We start from the raw sequence: 23212 nt of genomic DNA, 5'->3' as shown, positions 1-23212 counted from the left end.
CGGACAGAGCCATGCAGCTCCTGACCGCCGGGGCCAGCAAAGACCGGATCCTGGCCGAGACCGCCACCGTGGTCGGCCTCAACAACGTCTCGCTGTCGATTCCAAGCGGCGCGATCTACATGATCATGGGCCTCTCGGGTTCGGGCAAATCCACCCTGGCGCGTTGCATCAACCGCCTGAACGAACCGACTGCGGGCAAGATCCTGCTGGACGGCGAAGACCTGGTGACCCTCGACGAAAACCAGCTGCGGGAAGTGCGGCGCACGCGTATCTCCATGGTGTTCCAGCACTTCGCCCTACTGCCGAATAAAACCGTGATCGAGAACACCGAGTTCGGCCTCAAGTTGCGGGGCGTCTCGGCGGCCGAGCGGCGCACGCGGGCCCTGGAAGTGCTGGCGATTGTCGGCCTGGCCAAATGGGCCGATCACCATCCCCACGAGCTCTCGGGCGGCATGCGCCAACGGGTCGGCCTGGCCCGCGCGCTGGCCACCGACGCCGATGTGCTGATCATGGACGAAGCCTTCAGCGCCCTCGACCCGTTGATCCGCACCGAGATGCAGGACGAGTTGCTGCGCCTGCAACGCACCCTGAAAAAAACCATCCTGTTCATCACCCACGACTTCCAGGAAGCCCTGAAGCTGGGCACGCGCATCGCGATCATGGCCGACGGCCAAGTGGTGCGCGAGGGCACGCCCCAGGAAATCGTGATGGACCCAGGCAGCGATTACGTCGCGGCGTTCACCCGGGAGGTGGACCGTTCGCGGTTGTTCGACGCGCGCTCGATCATGGAGCAGGCACACACGCTGCTGGTACAGGGCGACACCCGGGTGGTGGGCAATGACAGCGCGGCAGCCTTTGTGCTCAACACCAGTGGCAAGGCCGTCGGCGTGCTCGACTCGGCGGCGCTGCTGGCCGTGGGCGGCGGTGCCGATGCGCTGCAACGGCTGTCGAGCCAGTTTGTGTGCGTGCCGGCCAGCGCCAAACTGGTGGAAGTCGCACGCCTGCTCAAACCGGGTTTGCCGGTGGCGGTAGTGGACGGCGACGGGCTGTTCGTCGGCACCCTCAACAGCGCGCACATTCTTGATTGCATAGCCAGCGTCCCGGCCCCGCGCCCTGCCGCTGCGGAGGTTGCACAGCATGCTTAGTTCAGAAGACCTCGCGGTTTTACCCGTAGACCAATGGATCAGCCAGGGCGTGGAGTGGCTGGGGATTCATCTGCGCCCGATGTTCCAGGCGATCCGCTGGCCGGTAGAGCATTTACTGGGGCTGAGTGACACGGTGATCCATGCGATCCCGTTCCCGATCATGGTGCTGCTGATGTTCCTGATCGCCTATCGCGCCGCGAGCCTGGGGGTGGCGGTGTTCAGCGCCGTGGCCCTGGTGGTGATCGCAGCCCTGGGGGTGTGGGACGAGGCCATGACCACCTTGTCGCTGATCACCACGGCAATCGTGATCTGCATGGTGGTGGGCATTCCGGTGGGCATCTGGTGCGCCCGCAGCGAGCGGGTGTGGGGCGTGATGCGGCCGATCCTCGACATCATGCAAACCACGCCGACCTTCGTGTACCTGGTGCCGGTGGTGATGCTGTTTGGCGTCGGCACCGTGTCGGGTGAAGTGGCGGTGGTGATCTCCGCCTGCCCGCCGCTGATTCGCTTTACCTACCTGGGCATCCGCATGGTCGACAGCGAACTGGTGGAAGCCGGCCACGCCTTTGGTGCGGACAAACGCCAATTGCTGTGGGAGATCCAGTTGCCCCTGGCGATCCCGACCATCCTCGGCGGGCTCAACCAGACCGTGCTCACGGCCATGGTGATGTCGGTGGTGGTGGCAATGATCGGCGCCGAAGGCCTGGGCCTGGTAGTGCTGCAAGGCCTGGGGCGGATGGACGTGGGCCGCGCGGCCGTGGGCGGGATTGCCATTGTGCTGCTGGCAATGATGCTCGACCGCATCACCCAGAACCTGGCGCAGCCGACGGTGCGCAAGCGCAAATCGCTGTTCAAGCGCCTGCTGAATCCGAACCCGATAAACGCTTAAAACTACAAGAAATCATGAATGCCCGTTGTTGACTGCCAACCCTGACCATCACGAGAAAAAAAAGAGGAAATCATGATGCATCCATTCAAAGCCTTGCTTGGAATTGCAGCAGTGTTGTGCCTGGCAAGTACGCAGGCGTGGGCCGAGGATTTGCCGGGCACCGGCAAGACCATCCGCTTTGTGCAATCGGAAAGCACCGGCGGCAACTACGTACTGACCAAAATCGCGATCGAGGCCACCAAGCGCCTGGGCTACGCGAGCAAGTTGAGCACCGTCAACACCACGTTGTTCTTCCCCGCCGCCGCCCAGGGTGACCTGGACCTGTCGATGGACGTGACCTTGCCGATGCTGCAACCCAGCTTTGACAAGGTGAAGGACCGTACCGAAGTGGTGGGCTCGGGCTTCATTACCGGCGCGGGCTACAACGGCTACATGATCGACAAGAAAACCGCCGACGCGTATGGCATTACCAGCCTGGAACAAATGAAAGACCCGAAAATCGCCGGGCTGTTTGGCAAGGACGGCAAGGCCAACCTGATCAGCTGTGACCCGGGTTGGGGCTGTGGCGACGTGGTGGATTACCAGCTCGACAAGTTCGGCCTCAAGGACACGGTGAATCCGGTGCGCGGCAAGTACGAAGCGCTGATGTTCGAAAACGTCGCCCGCCTGAAACGTGGCGAGCCGGTGTTTTTCTATGCGTGGGCGCCGTCGTGGATGACCAACACCATGGTGCCGGGCAAGGACGTGGTATGGCTGCCGACGCCGTTTGATGCATTGCCGGGGAATGTGCCGAGCACCACGTCGGCACTCACGCCCGGGGTTGCCGGGTGTGCCGGTGGGGCTGATCCGTGCCGCATGGCCATGGCAGCGTGGAACTGGTACGCGATCGGCAACAAGCAGTTCATCGCGGCGAACCCGGCGATCAAGAAGCTGGTGGAGCAGATGACGTTCTCCCAGGCCACCTGGAGTTACTGGGAAAAAACCATCAGCGCCGACGGCTCCAGCGAACGCCATATTCGCAAACTGGCGGAGGACTGGATGAAGGACAACCAGGCGACGTTTGACGGCTGGGTAGCCAGCGCAAAAACCGCGAAGTAACACCGATTCAACGTGGGAGCTGGCTTGCCTGCGATAGCGATGTTGAATTCACCGTCGCCATCGCAGGCAAGCCAGCTCCCACAGTTGATTTTCACCCGCCGCAAAAAAAACTGTTTTGGCGGGCGCAATCAGAAAGAACCCGCTGCCCCACCCCCACCAAACCACCAATCCCACCCGCGCCCCTGCCCTAGCATTACACCCACTCAGACGAACCGGAGTGAACCCCATGACCTACAACCACCCGCTGCTGTTCAAGGCCCTGTGCTACGTCGACGGCCATTGGGTCCACAGCGCCAGTGCCAGCACCGTGGCCGTGCATAACCCGGCGAACCAACAGTTGATCGGCCATGTGCCGCTGCTGGAAAAACCCCAGATCATCGCCGCCATCGACGCCGCCCACCGCGCGTTTGCCGCGTGGCGCGAACAGAGCCTTGATACCCGCGCCACTCTCCTGCGGCGCTGGGCAGCACTGATCCTCGAACACCAGGAAGACCTCGCCTGCATCCTCAGCCAGGAGCAAGGCAAACCGCTTGCCGAAGCCCGGGGCGAAATCGCCTATGCCGCAAGCTTCATCCCGTGGTTCGCCGAAGAAGCCCGGCGCCTCTACGGCCAGAACATTCCCAGCCACATCCCCGGCGCGCACCTGGGCACGGTCAAGGAACCCGTGGGCGTCTGCGCCCTGCTCACGCCGTGGAATTTCCCCTCGGCGATGATCACCCGCAAGGCCGCCGCCGCCCTCGCCGCCGGTTGCACGGTGGTGGTCAAGCCTGCCCATGAAACCCCCTACTCGGCCCTGGCCCTGGCGCAACTGGCCGAAGAAGCCGGCTTTCCGCCGGGGGTGTTCAACGTGGTGCTGGGCGAACCGCAGATGGCCATGCAAACCCTGGTGCAGGACAGCCGCGTGCGCTCGGTGAGCTTCACCGGCTCGACCCGGGTCGGCAAGCTCGTGCTGCAAGCAGCGGCCCGGGACGTGAAAAAAGTCGCGCTGGAACTGGGCGGCAATGCGCCGTTCATTGTGTGCGCCGACGCCGACTTGGGGCAGGCGGTGAAGGTCGCGGTCGAAGCCAAGTTCCAGACTTCCGGCCAGGACTGCTGCGCCGCCAACCGGATCATGGTCGATCGCTCGATCTACCCCGAATTCCTCAGCCGTTTTGCTGCCGCCGTGCGTGAGTTGCGGGTCGGCCCGGCCGTGATCGACGGCCAAGAGCAACACGTCGACATCGGTCCCCTGATGCACCAGGCCGCCTTCGACGTCACCGCCGAGCGCGTGGCCGACGCCCTGGAGTTGGGCGCACAACGCCTGGCAGGCGGCGAAGCCCACGCCTTGGGCGGGCTGTTTTACCAGCCCACGGTGCTCGCCGACGTGACCCCGCAGATGCGCATTTACCGTGAAGAAAACTTCGCGCCGATTGCCGGGGTGATGCCGTTCGACTCGATTGAACACGCCATCGAGATGGCCAACGACACCGAATACGGCCTGGCCGCCTACATTTGTTCCAACCGCCTGGACCTGATCTACCCGCTGATCCGCCGCCTCGACCACGCCATGATCGCGGTCAACGGGGTGAAATTCACCGGTCACCCGATTCCCTTTGGCGGCATGAAAGCCTCGGGCCTGGGCCGTGAAGGCGGCGCCGAGGGCTTCGAAGCCTTTGTCGAAACCAAATACTTTTGCCTGCACCACCAAGGCCAATTCCAAGGAGAGCAACCATGAGCCAAGCACTCGAAAGCCTGTTCGAACAAGACCGTGCGCACTTCATGCACCCGTCCACCCACGCCCATGATCACGCCAGCGGCGCACTCAAGGGCCGCATCATCCAGAGCGCCTCGGGCATCCGCATTCGCGACCACGAGGGCCGTGAATTCATCGATGCGTTCGCCGGCCTGTACTGCGTGAACATCGGCTATGGCCGCACCGAAGTCGCCGACGCCATCTACAAGCAAGCCAAGGAACTGGCCTACTACCACACCTACGTCGGCCACTCGACCGAGGCGATCATCGAGCTGTCGAGGCGCATCATGGACTGGGCGCCCGAAGGCATGAAGAAGGTCTACTACGGCCTGTCCGGCTCCGACGCCAACGAAACCCAGATCAAGCTGGTGCGTTACTACAACAACGTGCTGGGCCGCCCGCAGAAGAAGAAAATCATCTCCCGTGATCGCGGCTACCACGGCTCGGGCATCATGACCGGCAGCCTCACGGGTCTCGCGGCGTTCCACCAGCATTTCGACCTGCCGGAACAAGGCATCCAGCACACCGTTTGCCCCCATTGGTACCGCAAGGCGCCGGCGGGCATGGACGAGGCGGCGTTCGTGCGTTACTGCGCCGATGAGCTGGAAAAAATGATCCTCGCCGAAGGCCCCGACACCGTCGCCGCCTTCATTGGCGAACCGGTGATGGGCACCGGTGGCATCGTGGTGCCGCCGGCCGGTTACTGGGCAGCGATTCAGGCGGTGTTGAACAAATACGACGTGCTGTTGATCGCCGACGAAGTGGTCTGCGCCTTCGGCCGCCTGGGTTCGAAAATGGGCAGCCAGCGCTACGGCATGCGCCCGGACCTGATCACCACCGCCAAGGGCCTGACCAGCGCCTATGCGCCGCTGTCGGCGGTGATCATCGGTGAGAAGGTATGGGACGTGATTGAAAAGGCCTCCACTCATGAAGGCGCCATGGGCCACGGCTGGACCTACTCCGGGCACCCGATCTGCGCGGCGGCGGCATTGGCCAACCTGGATATCCTGGAGCGGGAAAACCTCACCGCCAATGCGGATGAAGTTGGCAGCTACCTGAACCGTCGCCTGCGCGAAACCCTCGAAGGCCACCCGCTGGTGGGCGAAGTGCGCGGTGACGGCATGCTCGCCGCCGTGGAGTTCATGGCCGACCGGGAGCAACGCACGCCGTTCGATGCAGCCTTGAAAGTCGGCCCCAGGGTATCGGCCGCCTGCCTTGAACGCGGCATGATCGCCCGGGCCATGCCCCATGGCGACATCCTCGGCTTTGCACCACCGCTGATCCTGACCAAAGCCGAGGCCGACCTGATTGTCGACATCACCAAGGGCGCGATCGACCAGGTGGCCGGCGAAGTGTTGGGCTGATGAGGTAGCCTGTGGGAGCTGTCGAGCTTTAGCGAGGCTGCGATGGCGTCGGGACGGCAAACATTGATGTTGCCTGACCCACCGCCATCACAGCCTCGCTAAAGCTCGACAGCTCCCACCCTTTAGTGGCCTGATATTTACCCGCCCGCTTCAGAGTCTGTTCGCAATGCACAAGCTTGACCGCTATGACCTGAAAATCCTGCGCATCCTCTCCGAGGACGGGCGCATCACCAAGTCGAGCCTGGCCGAGGCCATCAACCTCTCGGTAACGCCCGCCTGGGAGCGCGTACGCAAGCTGGAAAGCGCCGGCCTGGTCAAAGGCTATCGCGCCGTGATCGACTGGAACCAGGTGTTCAAGAGCCAGCAACTGCTGGTGGAAATCACCCTCGCCCGGCACACCGCCCAGGACATGCGTCGCTTCGAACAACGCATGAGCGACGCCCCCGAAGTGGAGTTCTGCTACGCCACCGGCGGCGGCGTGGACTACATCGCGATGATCCGCGCTGCCGACATCGACCAGTACCAACGCTTCATCGACCAGCTACTGATGGAAGACCTGGCCATCGAACGCTACTTCACCTACATCGTCACCAAAACCATCAAGACCACCGGTGCATTGCCGGCCCAGGCGCTGGACGACCCGGCCTTCTCCTGACCCTTGTACAACCCCCGCAATCCCGGCAGGATTGCGCCCGTGACTTTCACGGACGAGCACCTTATGACCCTGCCTTTCTTCGCCCCTGTTCTCCTCACCACCGAGCGCCTGGGCCTGCGCCCTCCCCATCAGGATGATTGGCGCGCGCTGTTCGCGATCTGGTCCGACCCCGAGACCATGCGCTACTTCTCCTTCCCCACCATGACCCGTACCGAGCAGGCCGTCGAACGCTTCGGCCAACTGATGGAAGCGTCGGTTGCCGGTGAAGACCTGGTGTGCATGGTGGAGTTGCTGGCCACCGGCGAGGTGATCGGCAGCTGCGACCTGTTCAATGTCGACGAGCAATGCCGCCGCGCCGAAATCGGCTTCACCCTGAACCGCCAGCACTGGGGCCAGGGCTACATGAGCGAAGCCGCCCACGCCGTGATCGACCACGGGTTCACTACCGCCGGGCTGCGTCGCCTGGAAGCCGACATCGACCCGCGCAACCTGGGCTCGGCAAAACTGCTTGAGCGCCTGGGGTTTGTTCGCGAAGGCCTGTTGCGCGAGCGCTGGGTGGTGGGCGATGAGGTCTCGGACAGCGCACTGTATGGCCTGCTCAAGCGTGACCGCCCTGCCTGACCCACAACGGGCGCCCCTTTTTCAGGCCCACAAACAAGGCCAGCAGAATCAGGCCCATGGCCTGCCACTGCGAAACCCCGGGGCGCTCGCCCAGAATCAGCATCGAGCTGACGATGCCGAACACCGGGATCAGCAGCGACAGAGGCGCCACCCGGGACACCGGGTACTCGCGCAGCAGCAAGTTCCAGCCCCAGTAACAGAAGTGCGTCGCGCCATACACCTGGAACGCCAGCGAGAACAACGCCACACCGTTCAACTGGGCCGGCAACGCGATAAAGGCTTGCGGGCCGTCCAGCCACCCCGTCAACAGCACCAGCGGCAGCGGTGCAAACAGGCTGGCCCAGACCACGAATGCAAAGATCTCCCGCACACCGGAAACCTTGATGATGATATTGCCGATGCTCCAGGCCAGCGCGCTGAACAGCACCAGGGCAAACCCCAGCATCGTGGCCGCCCCCTGTACGCCCACCAGCATGCCCACCAAGCCCATGGCCGCCAGCAGCACGCTGATCAATTGCGGCAGGGAAAGGCTTTCGCGGAACAGCAGCACACCCCAGCCCATCGTGAAAAATGCGCTGAACTGAATCAGCAGCGACGCGCTGCCGGGCGGCACGCCCATGGCGATCCCAAGGTTGATCAGGGCCCACATCGCCACCCCGAATATCAAGCCGTAGGCAGCCAGCCACTTCAGCGCAACCTGGGGTCGTTTCACCAGAAACACCCAGGGCAACGCCGCCAGGGTGAAACGCAGGGCCGTCAGCAACAGCGGGTTGATCTCGGCCAGGCCCAGCTTGGTGATGGGGAAGTTGAGTCCCCACACAGCCGTCACCAGGACGGCCAGTAACAGGTGTTTGTGCTTCATGGTGACGGGGTCCGTTTGCTCGGTGGCACGGCGAGAGGCCATGCATTCGGGCAATTTTTTCGCAAACTGTCATGGCCCGCCTGCGATTGTGGGTCAACAAAGGCTAGAATCAGGCCATGCCCGATATTCATCCCTACGAAAACACCCCCCGCGACGTGGTCGTGACCGCGATCGACTATGCCGACGGCGAGCTGTTCCCCACCCACGCCCACCCGCGTGGACAGTTTGCCTATGCCAGCCGGGGTGTCATCACCGTCTACACCGCCACCGGCAACTGGGTCGTGCCGCCGCACCGGGCCATCTGGGTACCGCCCCATGTGTCACACGCCATGCTGATGCGCGGGCCAGTGACGATGCTCAATACCTATATTCGCCCGCGGGCGGCGAGGCGGCTGGCGCTGCCCCAGGCGTGTCAGGTGCTGGACGTATCACCGTTGCTTGGGCAGTTGCTGGAGAAGGCGGTTGAGGTGCCTGCGCGTTATGCGGCGGGGGGACGCGACAGTTACCTGATGGGTTTGCTGCTGCACGAAATCGCGCAAATGCCGGTGCTGCCACTCTGCGCGCCGTTGCCCGCCGAGCCGCGATTGGCAAAGGCTTGTGAGACGTTTCTGGCCGAGCCCTCACTGGAAGTCAGCATTGATGCCATGGCCCTCGGCGCGGGGATGAGTCGCCGGACCTTTACCCGGCAGTTCCGCCAGGCCACGGGCATCAGCTACCTGCAATGGCGCCAGCAAGCCTGCCTGCTGGCGGCGATTGTGCGCCTGGGCAAGGGTGAACCGGTGACAAGGGTGGCGCTGGACCTGGGCTATAGCAGCCCGAGCGCGTTTGCGACGGTTTTCAAGCGCCTGTTGGGTGAGGTGCCCAGTCGTTATTTCGCCGGGACGCGTGCTTAGGCAACCCGCCGTATCGGTGTTGATCCTTCGCCCACGTCGAGCTCCCGCACGGCGTGCGGGAGCGATCAACCTGGGCATTGCCTGTCAACGTACTCAGGCAGTTTTTTGCTCGGGCGAATATTTCTTGAGCAAATGATTGATGTTATCCATGTCAAACCTGTTGTCTTGGTAACCAGGTCCGGTGCCAGAGCCATTAATCCCGATATCCAACTCCCGAAGAAGCTGTGTCCGTGCAAGAAGCTCCCTGGCCAGAGCCGTCACCTCAGACGTATAGGTTTTAGGGGATTCCTTTATACCCGCCGCCTGCTCCAGCTCACCGACGTTGAGATAGTTTGGATCACCGCCCTCCCCGAGGATGTCTCCAAAGTGATCTTTTATGCCGTTGAGCAACTCGTCGGGCTTCATGGATTTATACTTGAACGCCCCAAGGTCATCCCTGGATATTTTCCCGTCAAACTTCCCGCTCTTATCGCCATCAAGCCCACTGAAAAGACCCGGCTGGTCCAATAGCGCATTGGCCAGGTTGATCTCGGCCGTGGACGCTGGAGTACCATCCGAGCGCGTTCCGGACGCGACCGAGGCAAGGGATTTATCGGTTAAGGCGCCGTCAGCGTCTGCCAGTGAACTGAAGCGGGCCAGCGCAGAATCGGCAAGTTGCGCATTACTTTTACCCGCATACGGATTTGCCTGCTCCGTACCCTTGCCAGAGTTCTCAACCCTTTGACGTTGCAGGCCATCGCCCTTTCCAGCAACCGGCAAGTTCTTTTTGGGGTCAGGCTCTTTAGGTTTTTCGCTTCTACCACCGGTCCTAAGGAATTCTTCGCTCCTGTCGATCAAGTCACCATCAAACAGGTTACGTTGGAGAACGGCCAGGGCCAGCGCCGTGATGTTGTCGGACGCAGCATTTCCGGTGTTCTTGCGGTCACCAACCTGCATTAGTTTTTCCAGGCTGACTTTGCCGGTTTTTTTATCCACGAACTGGGAGCTGTTCTTTACAAAAGCATCGGCAATGTCGTCGACCGTGGTGGTGTCATAGGCCGTCGATCGCATTGGCGCTGGCGTGGCCTGAGGGGGTGGAGGCGGGGCGAAAGTTTGATAGGTCTGGCCAACAGTACTCATGGGTTAACTCTCCAATAGATTAGACGTTGTCTCGCCCATCCGAGGCTGATGCCTACCGAACGGGATGGGCAAAACCTGTGTGGCGATCAACCAAAAAGAGTTCCGAAACTGTACAGCGCCCCGCAAGAAAACACTTCATCCCCCAGTAGGAAGCACCCCCCTCACACCAGCCGTTTTATCTGTTTATGCCGCCAGACCAACCGGTAATACGCCGTCTGCAACCCCAGCATCGCCAGGTACGTCACCGGAAACGCCATCCACACCCCTTCCAGCCCGAACCGCGCATTGAGCAGGTACGCCACCGGCAACTCCACCCCCAACACACAAAAGATCGAAATCCCCACCGGCACCAGCACCACCCCGCTGGCCCGCATGATCCCGCCCACTACCGCCTGAAAGCCAAACACCAGGATGCTCCAGAGCATGATGTGCAGCAGGTGCTCGGCCTTGACCCGCGCATCCACGTCAGTAATGAACAACCCCAGCAACCAGTGCGACAACACATACCCCAGCACAATCAAGCCGCCGGTCAGGCACAGGTTAATCAGGATCCCGGTGCGCAGGATCGGCCCGATCCGCTCCAGTCGCCCGGCCCCGATCGCCTGCGCCCCGAGAATCGACGCGGTGATGGCGATCGACAGCGCCGGAAACTGCACATAGTTGACGATCTGCGTCACCGCCCCATACGCCGCTGTCGCCTGGGAACCATGGCTGTTGACCAGCGCCAGAATCACCAGCTCCGACAACGACAACACCACCATCTGCAACCCGGTGGGCAGGCCGATACGCAGGACCTTGCCGAGGATCACCCGGTCCAGCCGCAACGCCGCCATCAACTCGCGATCCGGCGCCATCACGTGGTTTTTATGGCGCAGGCGCAGTACCAGAAAAGTCATCGCCAGGGCATTGCCCACCAGCCCTGCCAGCACCGCGCTCTGGATGCCCATCGGCGGCAAACCCAGCCAGCCCTTGATCAACGCCGGGGTCAGCACCAGGCCCACGGTGGTCGACACCACCAGCGCCAGCAACGGCGACACGGTGTCACTGACGCCCCGCAGCAGTTGGGTGAACAGGATGAACACCAGCAGCAGCGGCATGATCAGCATCATCATCTGCGCATAACCCACCGCGTCGTCCAGCACGTCCACCGGTGTACCCAGCGCGAGCATGGCCGGGCGGGCGAACACGCTGCCCAGCACCGCTGCGATCACCCCGATCAGGGCGCCAAGGGTCAGGGTGGCGCCGGTGATCGACTTGACCATCGAGGTTTCCTGGGCGCCCCAGGCCTGGCCGATCAGCACCGAAGCACCGGCCCCCAGGCCAATCACCAGGGCGATAAAGAAAAACACGATGGGGAACATCCCCGACACCGCCGCCAACGCCTGGGTGCCGAGCATCTGCCCGACATAGATGCCGTTGAGCGTGCCGGAAAAGCTCTGGAGGAAATTGGACAGCACCATGGGTGCCAGAAAGATCAGGTAGATCTGCCACAACGGTCGTTGCTGGGTGACTTCCATGAAGGTTCGGATCTCGATGCAATTAGGCAGGGAAAGCGTTGCGTGACAACCAGGCCAGGTACAGCTGCACATCCACCGGCCAGTGCGCAATCTTGTTGGAAAAATCAGCGCAGTCCTGGGCAAACAGGGCCCGCGAGGCTTCTTCAAACCCCGGCAGGTCGCCGCCGATGGCGCTCATGAAACGATAGCTGGATTCCTTCGCCTGGCGTCGCTGATCGTGCTCGGCATGGGCATTGCGCGCTTCATCCACCAGCCGGCGCAAGGCCGCCGAGGCGCCGCCGCGTTGTTGCCCCAGCCACTCCCAATGCCGGGGCAGCAGGGTCACTTCACGCGCGACCACGCCAAGCTTTGGTCGGCCTACGGAAGGTGACGCTGGCACTTCAGGCTCCGTCACCGCGACCGCCGGCTGCTGGGGTGCGTAACCGGCTGGCCAGGGATAGTCGACCTGTACACCGCTGGCGTCATCGAACACCAGCAAACTGCGCGCCGACAGATCGACGTTTTTCAGGTTTTTGGCGACGTCGGCATAAGAGCYGGCGGCCACGCGTTGGTGGCCAAGGAAGGCAGTGCAGTGTGATGCGCTCATGACTTTTACCCGGAATATATTATTTTACCCGGGTTATATTAGCCCGAAATTCAGGGGATGCAAGTCGCCTGTTGCGAAACTACCAAACGATCGCTGCCGACCGTCGCACACATCGGCCCCACACCCGGTTCGCGCAAAACGCATTCGGCAATCGCCGGTTCCAGTTCGACCCGCAGCCGACGGCCCAGGGCGCGCGCACCAAAGCGCGTGTCATGGTCGCGGCACAGCCAGGCCCGCGCCGAGTCATCCAGCACCAGCGAGCGTTGCTGCGCCGCCAGGCGTTGATTGAGCTTGCCGAGTTCCACCTCAAGCAGCGCTTCAAGCCATTGATGGTCGATGGGCTCGAACATCAGGATGCGGTCGATGCGGTTGAGAAATTCCGGCTCGAAATGGCGGTGCAAGGCGTCCTCCAGCACCGCCGCTTCACCACGGCCCCACCAGCGCAGCGGAGCAAAACGCTGCCGATGCCGACGCGCCTGCTGTGCGCCGATATTACTGGTCATGAAGATCAGACTGTTGCGAAAGTCCAGGGTGCGAGCGCCGCCCGCCAATGTCAGCTGGCCGTTTTCAAGAATGCCCAGCAGGCTGCGCACCACTTCCTGGCTGGCCTTTTCCAGTTCGTCGAACAGCACGATGCCGGGGCGGCTGTAGCTGCCCTGGATCAGTTCGCTGTTGAACAGGCTGATGCCCTCCTTGCTGCCGACATAACCCGGCGGTGCGCCGGTCAGGGCGGCGGCGTAATGCTCCTGGGCCAGGGTGTGCATGTCGATACGGCAGAACCCGTCGGCCCGCCCGTGCAATGCCTGGGCCAGCAGCCGGACGATTTCCGTCTTGCCGACCCCGGTCGGCCCCATGAACAGGTTGACGCTCAACGGCCGCTCCCGTTCGCCGATGTCGGCCTTGACCACCTTGAGCAAGCCTTCCACCTGGGCCAGGGCTGCGTCCTGGCCGACAATCCGGCTGCGCAGCAAGGCCATGACCTGGGCCGGTTCAAAGGTAAACCGCATGCCTTAACCCGCCGTTTTTTCTTGACCGTCATGGGGCAGTTGCCCCACCGGGCATTCGGCGACACCGACCGTACTGCGGGTGAATGCCTCGACATTCTCCCGGGCCTTTTGCGCGTCCAGCACCCAGGTGCGGTAGAACTCGAACGGACAATCCGCCACGCCCTTGTCCCCGTCGCCCGAGGCGTGCATGCCGGTGTAGCCACGGTGCAGCAGCTTGAACAGATGGTTCTGCGACTGGTCGTTGGCCCGCGCATCGCGGATCTGCGAGACCGAGAGCTGGGCGTACTGAATGCCCATTTCTTCCTCGCCGCACTCCCCCAGGGTACGGCCATCGAAACCAATAATCGCCGAGTGCCCGAAGTACGAATACACCCCGTCGAACCCCGCCGCATTCGCCACCGCCACATAGCAGTTGTTCGCCCAGGCCATGCTCTTGGACATCTGCACCTGCTGATCCTTGGCCGGGTACATATAGCCCTGGCAGCGCACGATCAGCTCGGCGCCTTTCATTGCGCAGTCACGCCAGATCTCCGGGTAATTGCCGTCGTCGCAGATGATCAGGCTGATCTTCATGCCCTTGGGCCCGTCGCACACGTAGGTGCGGTCGCCCGGGTACCAACCCTCGATCGGGCACCACGGAATGCACTTGCGATAACGCTGGACGATCTCCCCCAGGTTATTGATCAGCACCAGCGTGTTGTACGGGGCCTTGTGCGGGTGTTCTTCGTGGCGCTCACCGGTCAGGGAAAACACGCCCCAGGTGTTGGCCTGGCGACAGGCCGCCGAGAAAATCGCCGTTTCCTCGCCGGGAATGCTCGCCGCGGTGGCCATCATCTCGTCGTGGTCATACATGATGCCCATGGTGCTGTATTCGGGGAACACCACCAGGTCCATGCCGGGCAAACCCTGCTTCATGCCGACAATGATGTCGGCAATCTTCTTCGCGTTATCGATGACCTCGGCCTTGCTGTGCAGGCGCGGCATCTTGTAGTTCACGACAGCAACGCCGACCGTGTCCGGGCTGCTGGAAATGTCGCCATGGCGCATCGCAAATCTCCTCGGTCAGTGACTGATCATCCAGGGCCGCGGCCCGGTCTTGGTCTTGAGCCCCAGCGGGTTGGCCTTGCTCGGCACCACCGGTTTGCTGGTGCCACAGCAACTGCAACCTGCCGGGTGCTTGCGCGCCTCCTGATATTCGCCGACGGTTTGTGGCGCATGGGCGCTGCGCTCGTTACCGGCAATGGCCTTGCGCTGGTTGGCCGACAGCGTGGTCAGCGCCGGCGCCGACAGCAGCAACTGCCCGCCCGGGCCGTCGCAATACGGGCACTGGCTGGGTTCGTGACGCTGGGCCATGGGCCGCAGCATCGTGAAGGTGCCGCAGGACTCACAGGCATATTCGTAGGTCGGCATGGCTACAGGTCCGGGGCGATGGGCAGGTCGATACTGCCGTCGAGGAATTTGGTCGGGCCGCTGGCGTTGGGGTTGATGTCGAACTCGAAGATCTCGGTCGGCAGCCACAACGTCGCGCAGGCGTTGGGAATGTCCACCACGCCGCTGATATGCCCCTGCACCGGTGCCGAGCCAAGCAACGCATACCCCTGGGCTGGCGAGTAGCCGAACTTGGTCAGGTAGTTGATCGCATTGAGGCAGGCCTGGCGGTAGGCGACGTTGACGTCCAGGTAGTGCTGCTGGCCCTGTTCGTCGACGGAGATGCCTTCGAAGATCAGGTAATTCTTGTAGTTGGGAGTGATCGGGCTTGGCTTGAACACCGGGTTCTTGATCCCGTACTTGGCCATGCCGCCCTTGATCAGCTCGACTTTCATGTGCACCCAGCCGGCCATTTCGATAGCGCCGCAGAAGGTGATTTCGCCGTCGCCCTGGCTGAAGTGCAAGTCACCCACCGACAGGCCGGCGCCGTTGACGTACACCGGGAAATAGATCTTCGAACCGCGGGATAAATCCTTGATATCGCAGTTGCCGCCATGCTCACGGGGCGGCACGGTGCGGGCACCGGTGGCGGCGGCATCGTCACGGGCCGAGCCCTTGAGCTTGCCCATGTGTGCAGTGGCCGCCAGCGGCGCGTTGGCCAGGGGCGGTACGCGGGTCGGGTTGGTGTCGATCAGTTCCTGCTCGCGGCGGTTCCAGTCGGCGAGCATCACCGGGTCGGGCAGGCAGCCGATCAGGCCGGGGTGGATCAGGCCGGCGAAGTTCACGCCCGGGATGTGCCGGGAGCTGGTGAACATGCCCTTGAAATCCCAGATGGCTTTTTGTGCGCTGGGGAAGTGGTCGGTGAGGAAGCCGCCGCCGTTCTGGCGGGAGAAGAAACCGTTGAAGCCCCACTGGGAATCGGCCTTGGCGCCGATGTCGAGCAGGTCGACCACCAGCAGGTCGCCGGGTTCGGCGCCGTGTACGCCCACCGGGCCGGACAGGTAATGCACGGTGGACAGGTCGACGTCGCGCACGTCGCTGGCGTCGTCGTTGTTCTTGATGGCGCCGGCGGTCCAGTCGTAGGTTTCGAGGATGAAGTCATCGCCGGGTTTGACCCAGCAGGCCATCGGGATGTCCGGGTGCCAACGGTTGTGGATTTGCTCGTTTTCGGTGACGGGTTGGTTGAGGTCGACTTTGATCAGGGTGTCGGTCATCGAGGTGCTCCCGGAGGGTGGGTTGGCTGTCGGGAGCAGTCTCGCGGGATGGGGTTGGGCGGGGAATACGTTGGATGACGTATGCGTCTTTGGGGTGGGGGGCATATCCGTTTTTTGGGTGATGGCTGATATGGGTTCCGCTCTTACAGCGGGTCACTTTTGAAAGGAGCCCAAAAGTAACCAAAAGGCTCTTGCCCCACCACTCGGCACCTCGCTCAGGCTCGGTGTGCCCTCACTCCGGCTTTGGACCGTGGGCCGCCGCGATGGGCCATCCTTGGCCCAGCGCGGCTAACCCGGCGTCCTGCCGGGTTACCCACGCTCCAAAGCCTGCGTTCGGCCAGCGTGGTTTAACGGGGCGCCTAAGATCAAGATCAAAAGCAGATCAACAGCACAGCGGCCTACAGGCCGGCTTGATTGGTGTGAAGCAAAGGCAACATCAAAATCCAAAGCCAGAGCGGGCACGGTCAAATGTGGGAGCTGGCTTGCCTGCGATGGCCTCGCCTCGGTGTACCTGAAAAACCGAGTTGTCTGCATCGCAGGCAAGCCAGCTCCCACAGAAAAGCAGAGCTGCATCAGTTTCAGATTTGGCTTTCGCTTTTGATCTGGCTTCTACCACTCAAGCCGGCCTGTAGGCCGCTGTGCTCTTGCTTTTGATTTTGATCTGGCTCTGACTGCCCCAATAAGCCCGAGGCCGAACGCAGGGATTGAGGAGCGGGTAAACCGGCAGGACGCCGGTTTAGCCGCGACGGGGCAGGGACGCCCCGTCGCGGCGGCCCGCGGAGCAATGCCGGAGTGAGGGAACACCGAGCCTAGGCGAGGTGCCGACAGGCGGGGCAGAGCCCTTTGGTTACTTTGGGGCTTTTCCAAAGTGACCCGCTGTAAGAGCGGAACCCATATCAGCCGTTACCGCAGAAATGGATATGTACACCATCACTCCGGTAAAGGAATCACCCGCAACGGCCTCACCGACTTATAAGAAAAACTCGAATAAATCTCTTTAACACACGGCAAGCTCTGCAACACCTCCCGCGCAAACTCCCCAAACGACTCCAGATCCTTCGCCACCACTTCCAGCAAAAAATCATACCGCCCGGAAACGTTATGGCACGCCACAACCTCGGGAATCTCCAGCAACCGCTGCTCAAACGCCCGGGCAACCTCGCGGGTGTGCGTGTCCATCATGATGCTGACAAACGCCGTCACCCCATACCCCAGCGCCTTGGGCGACAGGATCGCCTGATAACCACCGATCACCCCGCTGTCTTCAAGGTTCTTCACCCGCCGCCAACACGGCGAAGTGGTCAGCGACACCCGCTCCGCCAACTCCGCCACGGTCAACCGCGCATTACCCTGCAAAGCGTTTAAAAGCGCCTTGTCAGTCCGATCCAGATGAACAGGCATATCTTGCCTCGAAACGTCATTTTTATTGTTTTTCATCCCAATCTACCGGGTTTTCCCAGCAAACTATGGAACGTTCGGCCGCAGTTATAAGCATAGCATTGTAGGAAATAAGGAGCGTCCGACCATGAAAAATAAACACAATACGTTCGGCTTTTCCACACGTGCCATCCACCACGGCTACGACCCCCAGGATCACCACGGCGCCCTCGTGCCGCCGATCTACCTGTCGGCAACCTTCGCCTTCCCCACTGCCGAATACGGCGCCGCCTGCTTTGCCGGTGAAGAGAGCGGGCACTTCTACACCCGCATCTCCAACCCCACCCTGGCCCTGCTGGAAGCGCGCATGGCCACCCTGGAAAACGGCGAAGCGGCCGTGGCCTTCAGCTCCGGCATGGGCGCGATTGCCGCGACGTTCTGGACCCTGCTGCGCCCCGGTGACGAGATCATCGTCAGCCAGACGCTCTACGGCTGCACCTTCGCCCTGCTGCACCACGGCATCGGCGAATTCGGCATCAAGGTGCGCCACGTCGACCTCACCGACCTGAACGCCCTGCGCGAGGCCATCAACCCCGCCACCCGGATGATCTACTTCGAAACCCCCGCCAACCCCAACCTGCAACTGGTGGACATCGCCGCCGTCGCCGAGATCGCCCACCAGCAACCCGGCATCACCGTGGTGGTGGACAACACCTACTGCACGCCCTATCTGCAGCGCCCGTTGGAAATGGGCGCCGACGTGGTGGTGCACTCGGCCACCAAATACCTCAGCGGCCATGGCGACATCACTGCCGGGATCGCGGTCAGCAGCCAGGCCCTGGCACAGCGCATTCGCCTGCAAGGGCTCAAGGACCTGACCGGCGCGGTGATGTCGCCCCAGGACGCCGCCCTGCTGATGCGCGGCCTCAAGACCCTGGCCCTGCGCATGGACCGCCATTGCAGCAACGCCCTGGCCATCGCCGAAGCCTTGCAGGCCCATCCCCTGGTGGAATGGGTGACCTACCCCGGCCTGCGTTCCTTCCCGCAGTACGAATTGGCCGCGCGGCAGATGAAGCAGTCCGGCGGCATGATCGCGTTTGAACTCAAGGGCGGCATCGACATGGGCCGACGCTTCATGAACGCCCTGAAGCTGTTCACCCGGGCGGTAAGCCTCGGGGACGCCGAGTCACTGGCCCAGCACCCGGCCAGCATGACCCACTCCACCTACACCCCGGAACAACGCGCCCACCACGGGATTTCCGAAGGGCTGGTGCGGCTTTCCGCCGGCCTGGAAGATGTCGCCGACTTGCTCGCCGACGTTGCCCAGGCACTGAACGCCTGCGCCGTGAAGCCCAAATCCCGGGCGATGCAACAAAACGTTCATCACGCTTGAAGTAAATTCACCAGCAGGCGCGACGTTTATCAATAGCCCGGCCTGAAAAGGTCGGGCTTTTCCCGTTGCGCCCTGCACCGCAAAAAATTTGATCCATTCATTGGCCCGTTTGCGACAGCCTGTACTAGCATACGAGGCGGCAGTCATGGATATCACTGCCCTGTACGCCGCCCTCCTTGAAACTCATGGATGAAATGATGAACTCACACCTGTTCCCTCACATTGGCAAAGTCATCGCCAGCACCGGCAGCCGGCACTTCCCGCGCATGCTGCACGACCTGATCCTCACCCAACTGGCGGTCGACGCCACGCACATCACCCAGATGCCCGTGAGTTCAAAGGCACACGCCCCGCGCAAGGCCGGCAGTGCGCGCGTGCAGGGCATCAGCCCGGTGTACACCGACCCGGTGCTCGAACTGGACGAGGCCCAGGCCGCCGCACAACTGCACCTGACCCGGCGCAAGGATGACGTCAGCTACGTGCTGTCGGTGTATCGCGCCAACCCGTCACAGAGTTTTTCCCAGCAGGAACGGATCATCCTGCAAGACTTCTCCTCCCTGCTGCTGCCCATGGTTGAAAAGCATATCAGTGCCCTGCAACCCACTGGCCCGGACAGCGAAGCACCGCAGCAACAAGGCATCCACACCTTGCGCCGGCGCTTTGAAGAACGCCTTGCGCAATCGGGGCTGGCCCTTTCCAGCCGCGAGCTTGAGGTGTGCGTAGGGCTGCTGGCCGGGCGTACCGCACCGGAACTGGCGGAGCAACTGGCATTGAAGGTCAACACCATCGAGAGCTACCTCAAGCGAGCGGCGATCAAGATGGGCATCAGCGGCCGGCATTCGTTGATGCGATGGATGTATTCCGCAGAAGAAAACACAGCTCTCTAGAACACCGAGGAACAAATGTGGGAGCAAGCCCGCTCCCACATTTTTTGATCTCTGCCCGGCCTAATCCCGCGCCAAGGCCTCGATTGGATCCAGCCGCGCCGCATTCCTCGCCGGTACAAACCCGAACACAATCCCGATCAGCGTCGAGCATGCAAACGCGGTCACCACCGAGCCCAGGGAAAACACCATTTCCCACTCTTTCACAAACAACGAAAACAGATAGCCAATGGCGAATGACAGCGAGATGCCGATCATCCCGCCAATCAGGCAGACCATCACCGCTTCCACCAGAAACTGCTGGCGAATGTCCGATTGCCGTGCGCCCACCGCCATGCGAATCCCGATCTCGCGGGTGCGCTCGGTCACCGACACCAGCATGATGTTCATCACCCCGATGCCGCCCACCAGCAATGAAATCACCGCAATCAACGACAGCAGCAACGCCAGGGAACGGCTGGTTTTCTGCACCGTCTGCATGATGCTGTCGAGGTTGTTGGTAAAGAAATCCTTGGTGCCGTGGCGCTGCAACATCAGCTTGGTGACGTTCTCTTCCACCACCTTGCTGGGCTGGCCGTCCTTGATGCGCACGGTGATGCTGTCCAGATGGCGCTGGCCCAACAGCCGCCCCGCCGCCGTCTCATACGGCACCCACACGTTCAGCGCCTTGCTGGCGGCGAACATGTTTTTGTTGTCCGCCGTCACCCCGATCACCGTGCACGGCAGGCTGCCCACCAGGATCACCTGGCCCAACGGATCCACGCCAGGGCCGAACAGACGATGGCGCGTGTTGTGGTCAATCACCACCACCTGGGCCTGGCGCCGGGCGTCGCTTTCACTGAAGGTAATCCCGGCCTCGAGCTTCAGGCCCTTGACCTGGAAATAGCGGTCGCTGACGCCGTTGACCTGGGCGTCCAGGTCGATGTTGCCGTAGCGCAGCAACAGGTTGCGCCCCACCACCGGCGTGGCGCTGTCGACGTAATACAGCTGGTTCAGCGCGTCCACATCCGACGGCAACAGCGTCTCGATGGCCGAGGCACGGCTGTCACCGAAACTCTTGCCGGGAAAGATATCGATGGTGTTGCTGCCAATGGCCTGGATGTCCTTGAGCACATAACGCTTGGCGCCTTCGCCGATGGCCGAGATCGACACCACCGACGTGATGCCGATGACAATACCGAGCATGGTCAACAAGGTGCGCATGCGATGGGAAATCAGCGCGACCCAGGCCATGTTGAAGGCCTCCTTGAACAGCCCGAGGCTCGCCACCAACTTGCGCGCACCGCTGCGCTTGGGCTCGATGGGCGCCTCGGTGGGCAGGTCCAGGCCGACACTGTCATTGGCGCGGTCACTGACAATCTCCCCATCGCGCACCTCAATGATCCGCTGGGCATTGGCCGCGACTTTCGGGTCGTGGGTGACGATGATCACCGTGTGCCCGGCGGCGTGCAGCTCGGCCAGGATGCGCATCACTTCCTTGCCGCTGTGGGTATCGAGAGCGCCGGTGGGTTCGTCGGCGAGGATCACCTCCCCGCCGTTCATCAAGGCCCGGGCGATACTCACCCGCTGTTGCTGGCCGCCGGACAGCTGACTCGGGCGATGGGTCAGATGCCCCGACAAACCCAGTCGCGTCAGCAGCTCCCCTGCCCGGCTATGCCGCGCGGTTTCCGGCGTACCGGCATAAATCGCCGGCATCTCCACGTTGTGCAACGCGCTCAGATGCGCCAGCAAGTGGTAACGCTGAAAGATAAAACCGAAGTAGTCGCGGCGCAGCTCCGCCAGTTGCTCATCACCCAGGGTGCGGGTTTCGATGCCATTGATCTTGTAGCTGCCGGCCGTGGCGTAGTCGAGGCCACCGAGGATGTTCATCAGGGTGGATTTACCCGAACCCGAGGCCCCGGTGATCGCGACCATTTCCCCGGCATGGATGGTCAGGTCGATACCCTTGAGGGCAATGAATTCGCGGTCACCGGCCATGAAACTGCGGACGATGCCTTTAAGCTCCAACAGTGGCTGAGTCATCAATCAGCCCCCCGCCACGGCGGGCGACGGGTCGCCGATCACCACCTTGTCGCCTTCGGCCAGGCCATCGAGGATCTGCACCTTGACGTTGTTGTTGATGCCGGTCTGCACCTGCCGCGTGCTGGCCTTGCCCTTGGCGTCCACCACCCGCACCGGGAAACTGCCGTCGGCATTACGCGGGCCAAGTGCGGCCACCGGCACCGTCAGCGCCGCCTTGGCAGTGTCTAGCACGATGCGCACCTGGGCGGTCATGGCGATGCGCAGGCGGTGGTCGGGGTTGGGTACGTCGAACAGTGCGTTATAGAACACGGCGGTGTTTTGCTTGGGCGTGCCGGCGGTCTGGGTTTCGAGGAAGTTTTGCGGGGCCGGTTCGGTGCCGCGCAGCTTGGCGTAGTAGCGCTTGTCGGCCTCGCCGAGGATGGTGAAGTACACCTGCTGGCCGGGGCTGATGTGGATCACGTCGGCCTCGGAGACCTGGGCCTTGACGGTCATGGTGTCCAGGTCGGCGAGCTTGAGCAGCACCGGCGCCAGTTGGCTGGCGATCACGGTCTGGCCTTCCTGGGTGACGATGCCCACCACATCGCCGTCGATGGGCGCGACGATGCGGGTGTAGGCCAGGTTGATCTTGGCGGTGTCGATCTGGATATGGGCGCTTTTGATCTGGGCGTCGAGGGACAGCAGGTTGGCGCGCTGCACTTCATAGTTGGACTCGGCGGTCTCGAAGTCCTGGCGGGAGACGGATTCGTCTTCTTGCAGGCCCTGATAGCGTTCGTAGACGGATTTGGTTTCCTTGAGTTGGGCGGCGGTGGCGCGGCGTTGGGCCTGGAGATTTTCTTCATCGACCTCGGCTTTGCGCAGGGTGTTTTGCAGGATCAACGGGTCGATTTCGGCGAGCCATTGGCCCTTCTTGACCTTGTCGCCGACCTTGACCTTCAGGGACTTGAGCTGGCCGGAGACCTGGGCGCCGACGTCGACCTGTTTGACGCCTTCCAGCAGGCCGGTGGCCAGGACGGCGTTTTCGATGTCACTGCGTTCGGCGGTCGCGGTCAGGTATTGCGGCGCGTCTGCGGGGGCCTGCACGGTATAGATGATCAGGCCCGCTGCGACGGTCAACACCAGGGCCAATCCTGCTTTTCGATACTTTGACTTTTCCATAAATGACCATGAGAGGTGTTGAAGTTGTCCGGCTTTTGGCTCGGGGTACATATCCGTTTTTTGGGTAACGGCTGATATGGGTTCCGCTCTTACAGCGGGTCACTTTTGAAAAGCGCAAAAGTAACCAAAACGCTCTTGCCCCACCACTCGGCACCTCGCTCAGGCTCGGTGTGCCCTCACTCCGGCATTACTACGCGGGCCGCCGCGACGGGGCGTCCCTGCCCCGTCGCGGCTAAACCGGCGTCCTGCCG

21 protein-coding genes are annotated in these 23212 nt (G+C 62.3%); 10 read left to right on the top strand and 11 right to left on the bottom strand.

All coding sequences use genetic code 11. From position 1 onward, the window contains the following. Positions 1-11: 11 nt before the first annotated feature. The 7 genes from P3C29_RS09475 to P3C29_RS09445 all read left to right on the top strand — a co-directional run bounded on the left by P3C29_RS09475 (position 12) and on the right by P3C29_RS09445 (position 7504). Positions 12-1145 carry a glycine betaine/L-proline ABC transporter ATP-binding protein gene (locus tag P3C29_RS09475; protein ID WP_275964388.1) on the top strand — a complete coding sequence of 378 codons (1134 nt, stop codon included), beginning with the start codon at positions 12-14 and terminating at the stop codon, positions 1143-1145. After that, complete coding sequence (locus P3C29_RS09470) at positions 1138-2034, top strand: proline/glycine betaine ABC transporter permease (protein ID WP_275964387.1); 897 nt, start codon at positions 1138-1140, stop codon at positions 2032-2034. Before P3C29_RS09475 ends, P3C29_RS09470 begins: the two co-directional genes overlap by 8 nt. Positions 2035-2106: 72 nt before the next feature. Then, on the top strand, positions 2107-3132 hold the full coding sequence (gene proX, locus P3C29_RS09465; protein WP_275964386.1) for a glycine betaine/L-proline ABC transporter substrate-binding protein ProX: 1026 nt from the start codon (positions 2107-2109) through the stop codon (positions 3130-3132). Between the two features lie 226 nt (positions 3133-3358). Next, positions 3359-4846, top strand: a complete 1488-nt coding sequence (locus P3C29_RS09460) for an NAD-dependent succinate-semialdehyde dehydrogenase (protein ID WP_275964385.1) — start codon at positions 3359-3361, stop codon at positions 4844-4846. Then, the gene (locus P3C29_RS09455) at positions 4843-6228 is read left to right on the top strand and encodes an aspartate aminotransferase family protein (RefSeq protein WP_275964384.1); all 1386 of its coding nucleotides are present in this window, start codon (positions 4843-4845) and stop codon (positions 6226-6228) included. Before P3C29_RS09460 ends, P3C29_RS09455 begins: the two co-directional genes overlap by 4 nt. Before the next feature lie 166 nt (positions 6229-6394). After that, positions 6395-6883 (top strand): Lrp/AsnC family transcriptional regulator, encoded by a 489-nt coding sequence (locus tag P3C29_RS09450; RefSeq protein ID WP_275964383.1) that lies wholly within the window; start codon positions 6395-6397, stop codon positions 6881-6883. Positions 6884-6946: 63 nt separating this feature from the next. Beyond that, positions 6947-7504, top strand: coding sequence for a GNAT family N-acetyltransferase (locus P3C29_RS09445; RefSeq protein ID WP_275964382.1), 558 nt, complete (start codon positions 6947-6949; stop codon positions 7502-7504). Here the strand turns inward: P3C29_RS09445 and P3C29_RS09440 are convergent. Continuing rightward, positions 7482-8366 carry an amino acid metabolite efflux pump gene (locus tag P3C29_RS09440; RefSeq protein WP_010172880.1) on the bottom strand — a complete coding sequence of 295 codons (885 nt, stop codon included), beginning with the start codon at positions 8364-8366 and terminating at the stop codon, positions 7482-7484. The genes P3C29_RS09445 and P3C29_RS09440 overlap by 23 nt on opposite strands. Before the next feature lie 116 nt (positions 8367-8482). Here P3C29_RS09440 and P3C29_RS09435 point away from each other — a divergent pair, with 116 nt between their 5' ends. After that, positions 8483-9259, top strand: coding sequence for a helix-turn-helix transcriptional regulator (locus P3C29_RS09435; RefSeq protein ID WP_275964381.1), 777 nt, complete (start codon positions 8483-8485; stop codon positions 9257-9259). A gap of 93 nt (positions 9260-9352) precedes the next feature. On the opposite strand, the gene P3C29_RS09430 is transcribed toward P3C29_RS09435, so the two are convergent. From P3C29_RS09430 to P3C29_RS09395, 8 genes are all read right to left on the bottom strand, one after another. Continuing rightward, entirely contained in the window at positions 9353-10378 is a 1026-nt protein-coding gene (locus tag P3C29_RS09430) for a hypothetical protein (protein ID WP_201124748.1), read from the bottom strand. A gap of 161 nt (positions 10379-10539) precedes the next feature. Next, positions 10540-11895: an MATE family efflux transporter gene (locus tag P3C29_RS09425; protein WP_275964380.1), complete on the bottom strand. Its 1356-nt coding sequence runs from the start codon at positions 11893-11895 to the stop codon at positions 10540-10542. Positions 11896-11917: 22 nt separating this feature from the next. After that, a complete protein-coding gene (locus P3C29_RS09420) occupies positions 11918-12481 on the bottom strand; it encodes a DUF2239 family protein (RefSeq protein WP_275964379.1) in 564 nt (187 codons plus the stop codon). Between the two features lie 50 nt (positions 12482-12531). After that, positions 12532-13488 (bottom strand): AAA family ATPase, encoded by a 957-nt coding sequence (locus tag P3C29_RS09415; protein WP_275964378.1) that lies wholly within the window; start codon positions 13486-13488, stop codon positions 12532-12534. Between the two features lie 3 nt (positions 13489-13491). Further along, complete coding sequence (locus P3C29_RS09410; protein WP_275964377.1) at positions 13492-14535, bottom strand: aliphatic amidase; 1044 nt, start codon at positions 14533-14535, stop codon at positions 13492-13494. A 15-nt stretch (positions 14536-14550) separates the two neighbouring features. Further along, positions 14551-14898 (bottom strand): zinc ribbon domain-containing protein, encoded by a 348-nt coding sequence (locus P3C29_RS09405; protein WP_201124752.1) that lies wholly within the window; start codon positions 14896-14898, stop codon positions 14551-14553. Positions 14899-14900: 2 nt separating this feature from the next. Beyond that, positions 14901-16130, bottom strand: a complete 1230-nt coding sequence (fmdA, locus tag P3C29_RS09400) for a formamidase (RefSeq protein ID WP_010172896.1) — start codon at positions 16128-16130, stop codon at positions 14901-14903. A gap of 930 nt (positions 16131-17060) precedes the next feature. Beyond that, positions 17061-17531 (bottom strand): Lrp/AsnC family transcriptional regulator, encoded by a 471-nt coding sequence (locus P3C29_RS09395; protein WP_169389073.1) that lies wholly within the window; start codon positions 17529-17531, stop codon positions 17061-17063. A 124-nt stretch (positions 17532-17655) separates the two neighbouring features. Here P3C29_RS09395 and P3C29_RS09390 point away from each other — a divergent pair, with 124 nt between their 5' ends. Together P3C29_RS09390 and P3C29_RS09385 are read left to right on the top strand one after the other, a co-directional pair. Next, entirely contained in the window at positions 17656-18900 is a 1245-nt protein-coding gene (locus P3C29_RS09390; protein ID WP_201124754.1) for a methionine gamma-lyase, read from the top strand. 185 nt (positions 18901-19085) lie between these two features. Then, positions 19086-19787 carry a helix-turn-helix transcriptional regulator gene (locus tag P3C29_RS09385; RefSeq protein WP_201124755.1) on the top strand — a complete coding sequence of 234 codons (702 nt, stop codon included), beginning with the start codon at positions 19086-19088 and terminating at the stop codon, positions 19785-19787. Between the two features lie 60 nt (positions 19788-19847). Here P3C29_RS09385 and P3C29_RS09380 read toward each other — a convergent pair whose 3' ends face one another. Together P3C29_RS09380 and macA are read right to left on the bottom strand one after the other, a co-directional pair. Beyond that, positions 19848-21806 (bottom strand): MacB family efflux pump subunit, encoded by a 1959-nt coding sequence (locus P3C29_RS09380; protein WP_201124756.1) that lies wholly within the window; start codon positions 21804-21806, stop codon positions 19848-19850. 3 nt (positions 21807-21809) lie between these two features. Then, positions 21810-22961 (bottom strand): macrolide transporter subunit MacA, encoded by a 1152-nt coding sequence (macA, locus tag P3C29_RS09375; protein WP_275964376.1) that lies wholly within the window; start codon positions 22959-22961, stop codon positions 21810-21812. Positions 22962-23212: the final 251 nt, after the last annotated feature.

This window comes from Pseudomonas sp. 1912-s, from assembly GCF_029269205.1.
In the GTDB taxonomy this organism is placed as follows: domain Bacteria; phylum Pseudomonadota; class Gammaproteobacteria; order Pseudomonadales; family Pseudomonadaceae; genus Aquipseudomonas.
The sequence above is the reverse complement of the archived record's forward strand: the minus strand, read 5'-3'. Positions and strand labels throughout refer to the sequence as shown.

Bases quoted from the DNA above. Each gene is read 5' to 3' on its own strand.
- P3C29_RS09470 (WP_275964387.1), top strand. From the start codon at position 1,138: ATGCTTAGTTCAGAAGACCTCGCGGTTTTACCCGTAGACCAATGGATC.
- P3C29_RS09450 (WP_275964383.1), top strand. From the start codon at position 6,395: ATGCACAAGCTTGACCGCTATGACCTGAAAATCCTGCGCATCCTCTCC.
- P3C29_RS09405 (WP_201124752.1), bottom strand. From the start codon at position 14,898: ATGCCGACCTACGAATATGCCTGTGAGTCCTGCGGCACCTTCACGATG.
- P3C29_RS09425 (WP_275964380.1), bottom strand. From the start codon at position 11,895: ATGGAAGTCACCCAGCAACGACCGTTGTGGCAGATCTACCTGATCTTT.
- P3C29_RS09385 (WP_201124755.1), top strand. From the start codon at position 19,086: ATGGATGAAATGATGAACTCACACCTGTTCCCTCACATTGGCAAAGTC.
- P3C29_RS09390 (WP_201124754.1), top strand. From the start codon at position 17,656: ATGAAAAATAAACACAATACGTTCGGCTTTTCCACACGTGCCATCCAC.
- P3C29_RS09455 (WP_275964384.1), top strand. From the start codon at position 4,843: ATGAGCCAAGCACTCGAAAGCCTGTTCGAACAAGACCGTGCGCACTTC.
- P3C29_RS09430 (WP_201124748.1), bottom strand. From the start codon at position 10,378: ATGAGTACTGTTGGCCAGACCTATCAAACTTTCGCCCCGCCTCCACCC.
- P3C29_RS09415 (WP_275964378.1), bottom strand. From the start codon at position 13,488: ATGCGGTTTACCTTTGAACCGGCCCAGGTCATGGCCTTGCTGCGCAGC.
- P3C29_RS09435 (WP_275964381.1), top strand. From the start codon at position 8,483: ATGCCCGATATTCATCCCTACGAAAACACCCCCCGCGACGTGGTCGTG.
- P3C29_RS09380 (WP_201124756.1), bottom strand. From the start codon at position 21,806: ATGACTCAGCCACTGTTGGAGCTTAAAGGCATCGTCCGCAGTTTCATG.
- fmdA (WP_010172896.1), bottom strand. From the start codon at position 16,130: ATGACCGACACCCTGATCAAAGTCGACCTCAACCAACCCGTCACCGAA.
- macA (WP_275964376.1), bottom strand. From the start codon at position 22,961: ATGGAAAAGTCAAAGTATCGAAAAGCAGGATTGGCCCTGGTGTTGACC.
- P3C29_RS09395 (WP_169389073.1), bottom strand. From the start codon at position 17,531: ATGCCTGTTCATCTGGATCGGACTGACAAGGCGCTTTTAAACGCTTTG.
- P3C29_RS09440 (WP_010172880.1), bottom strand. From the start codon at position 8,366: ATGAAGCACAAACACCTGTTACTGGCCGTCCTGGTGACGGCTGTGTGG.
- P3C29_RS09410 (WP_275964377.1), bottom strand. From the start codon at position 14,535: ATGCGCCATGGCGACATTTCCAGCAGCCCGGACACGGTCGGCGTTGCT.
- P3C29_RS09460 (WP_275964385.1), top strand. From the start codon at position 3,359: ATGACCTACAACCACCCGCTGCTGTTCAAGGCCCTGTGCTACGTCGAC.
- proX (WP_275964386.1), top strand. From the start codon at position 2,107: ATGATGCATCCATTCAAAGCCTTGCTTGGAATTGCAGCAGTGTTGTGC.
- P3C29_RS09445 (WP_275964382.1), top strand. From the start codon at position 6,947: ATGACCCTGCCTTTCTTCGCCCCTGTTCTCCTCACCACCGAGCGCCTG.
- P3C29_RS09475 (WP_275964388.1), top strand. From the start codon at position 12: ATGCAGCTCCTGACCGCCGGGGCCAGCAAAGACCGGATCCTGGCCGAG.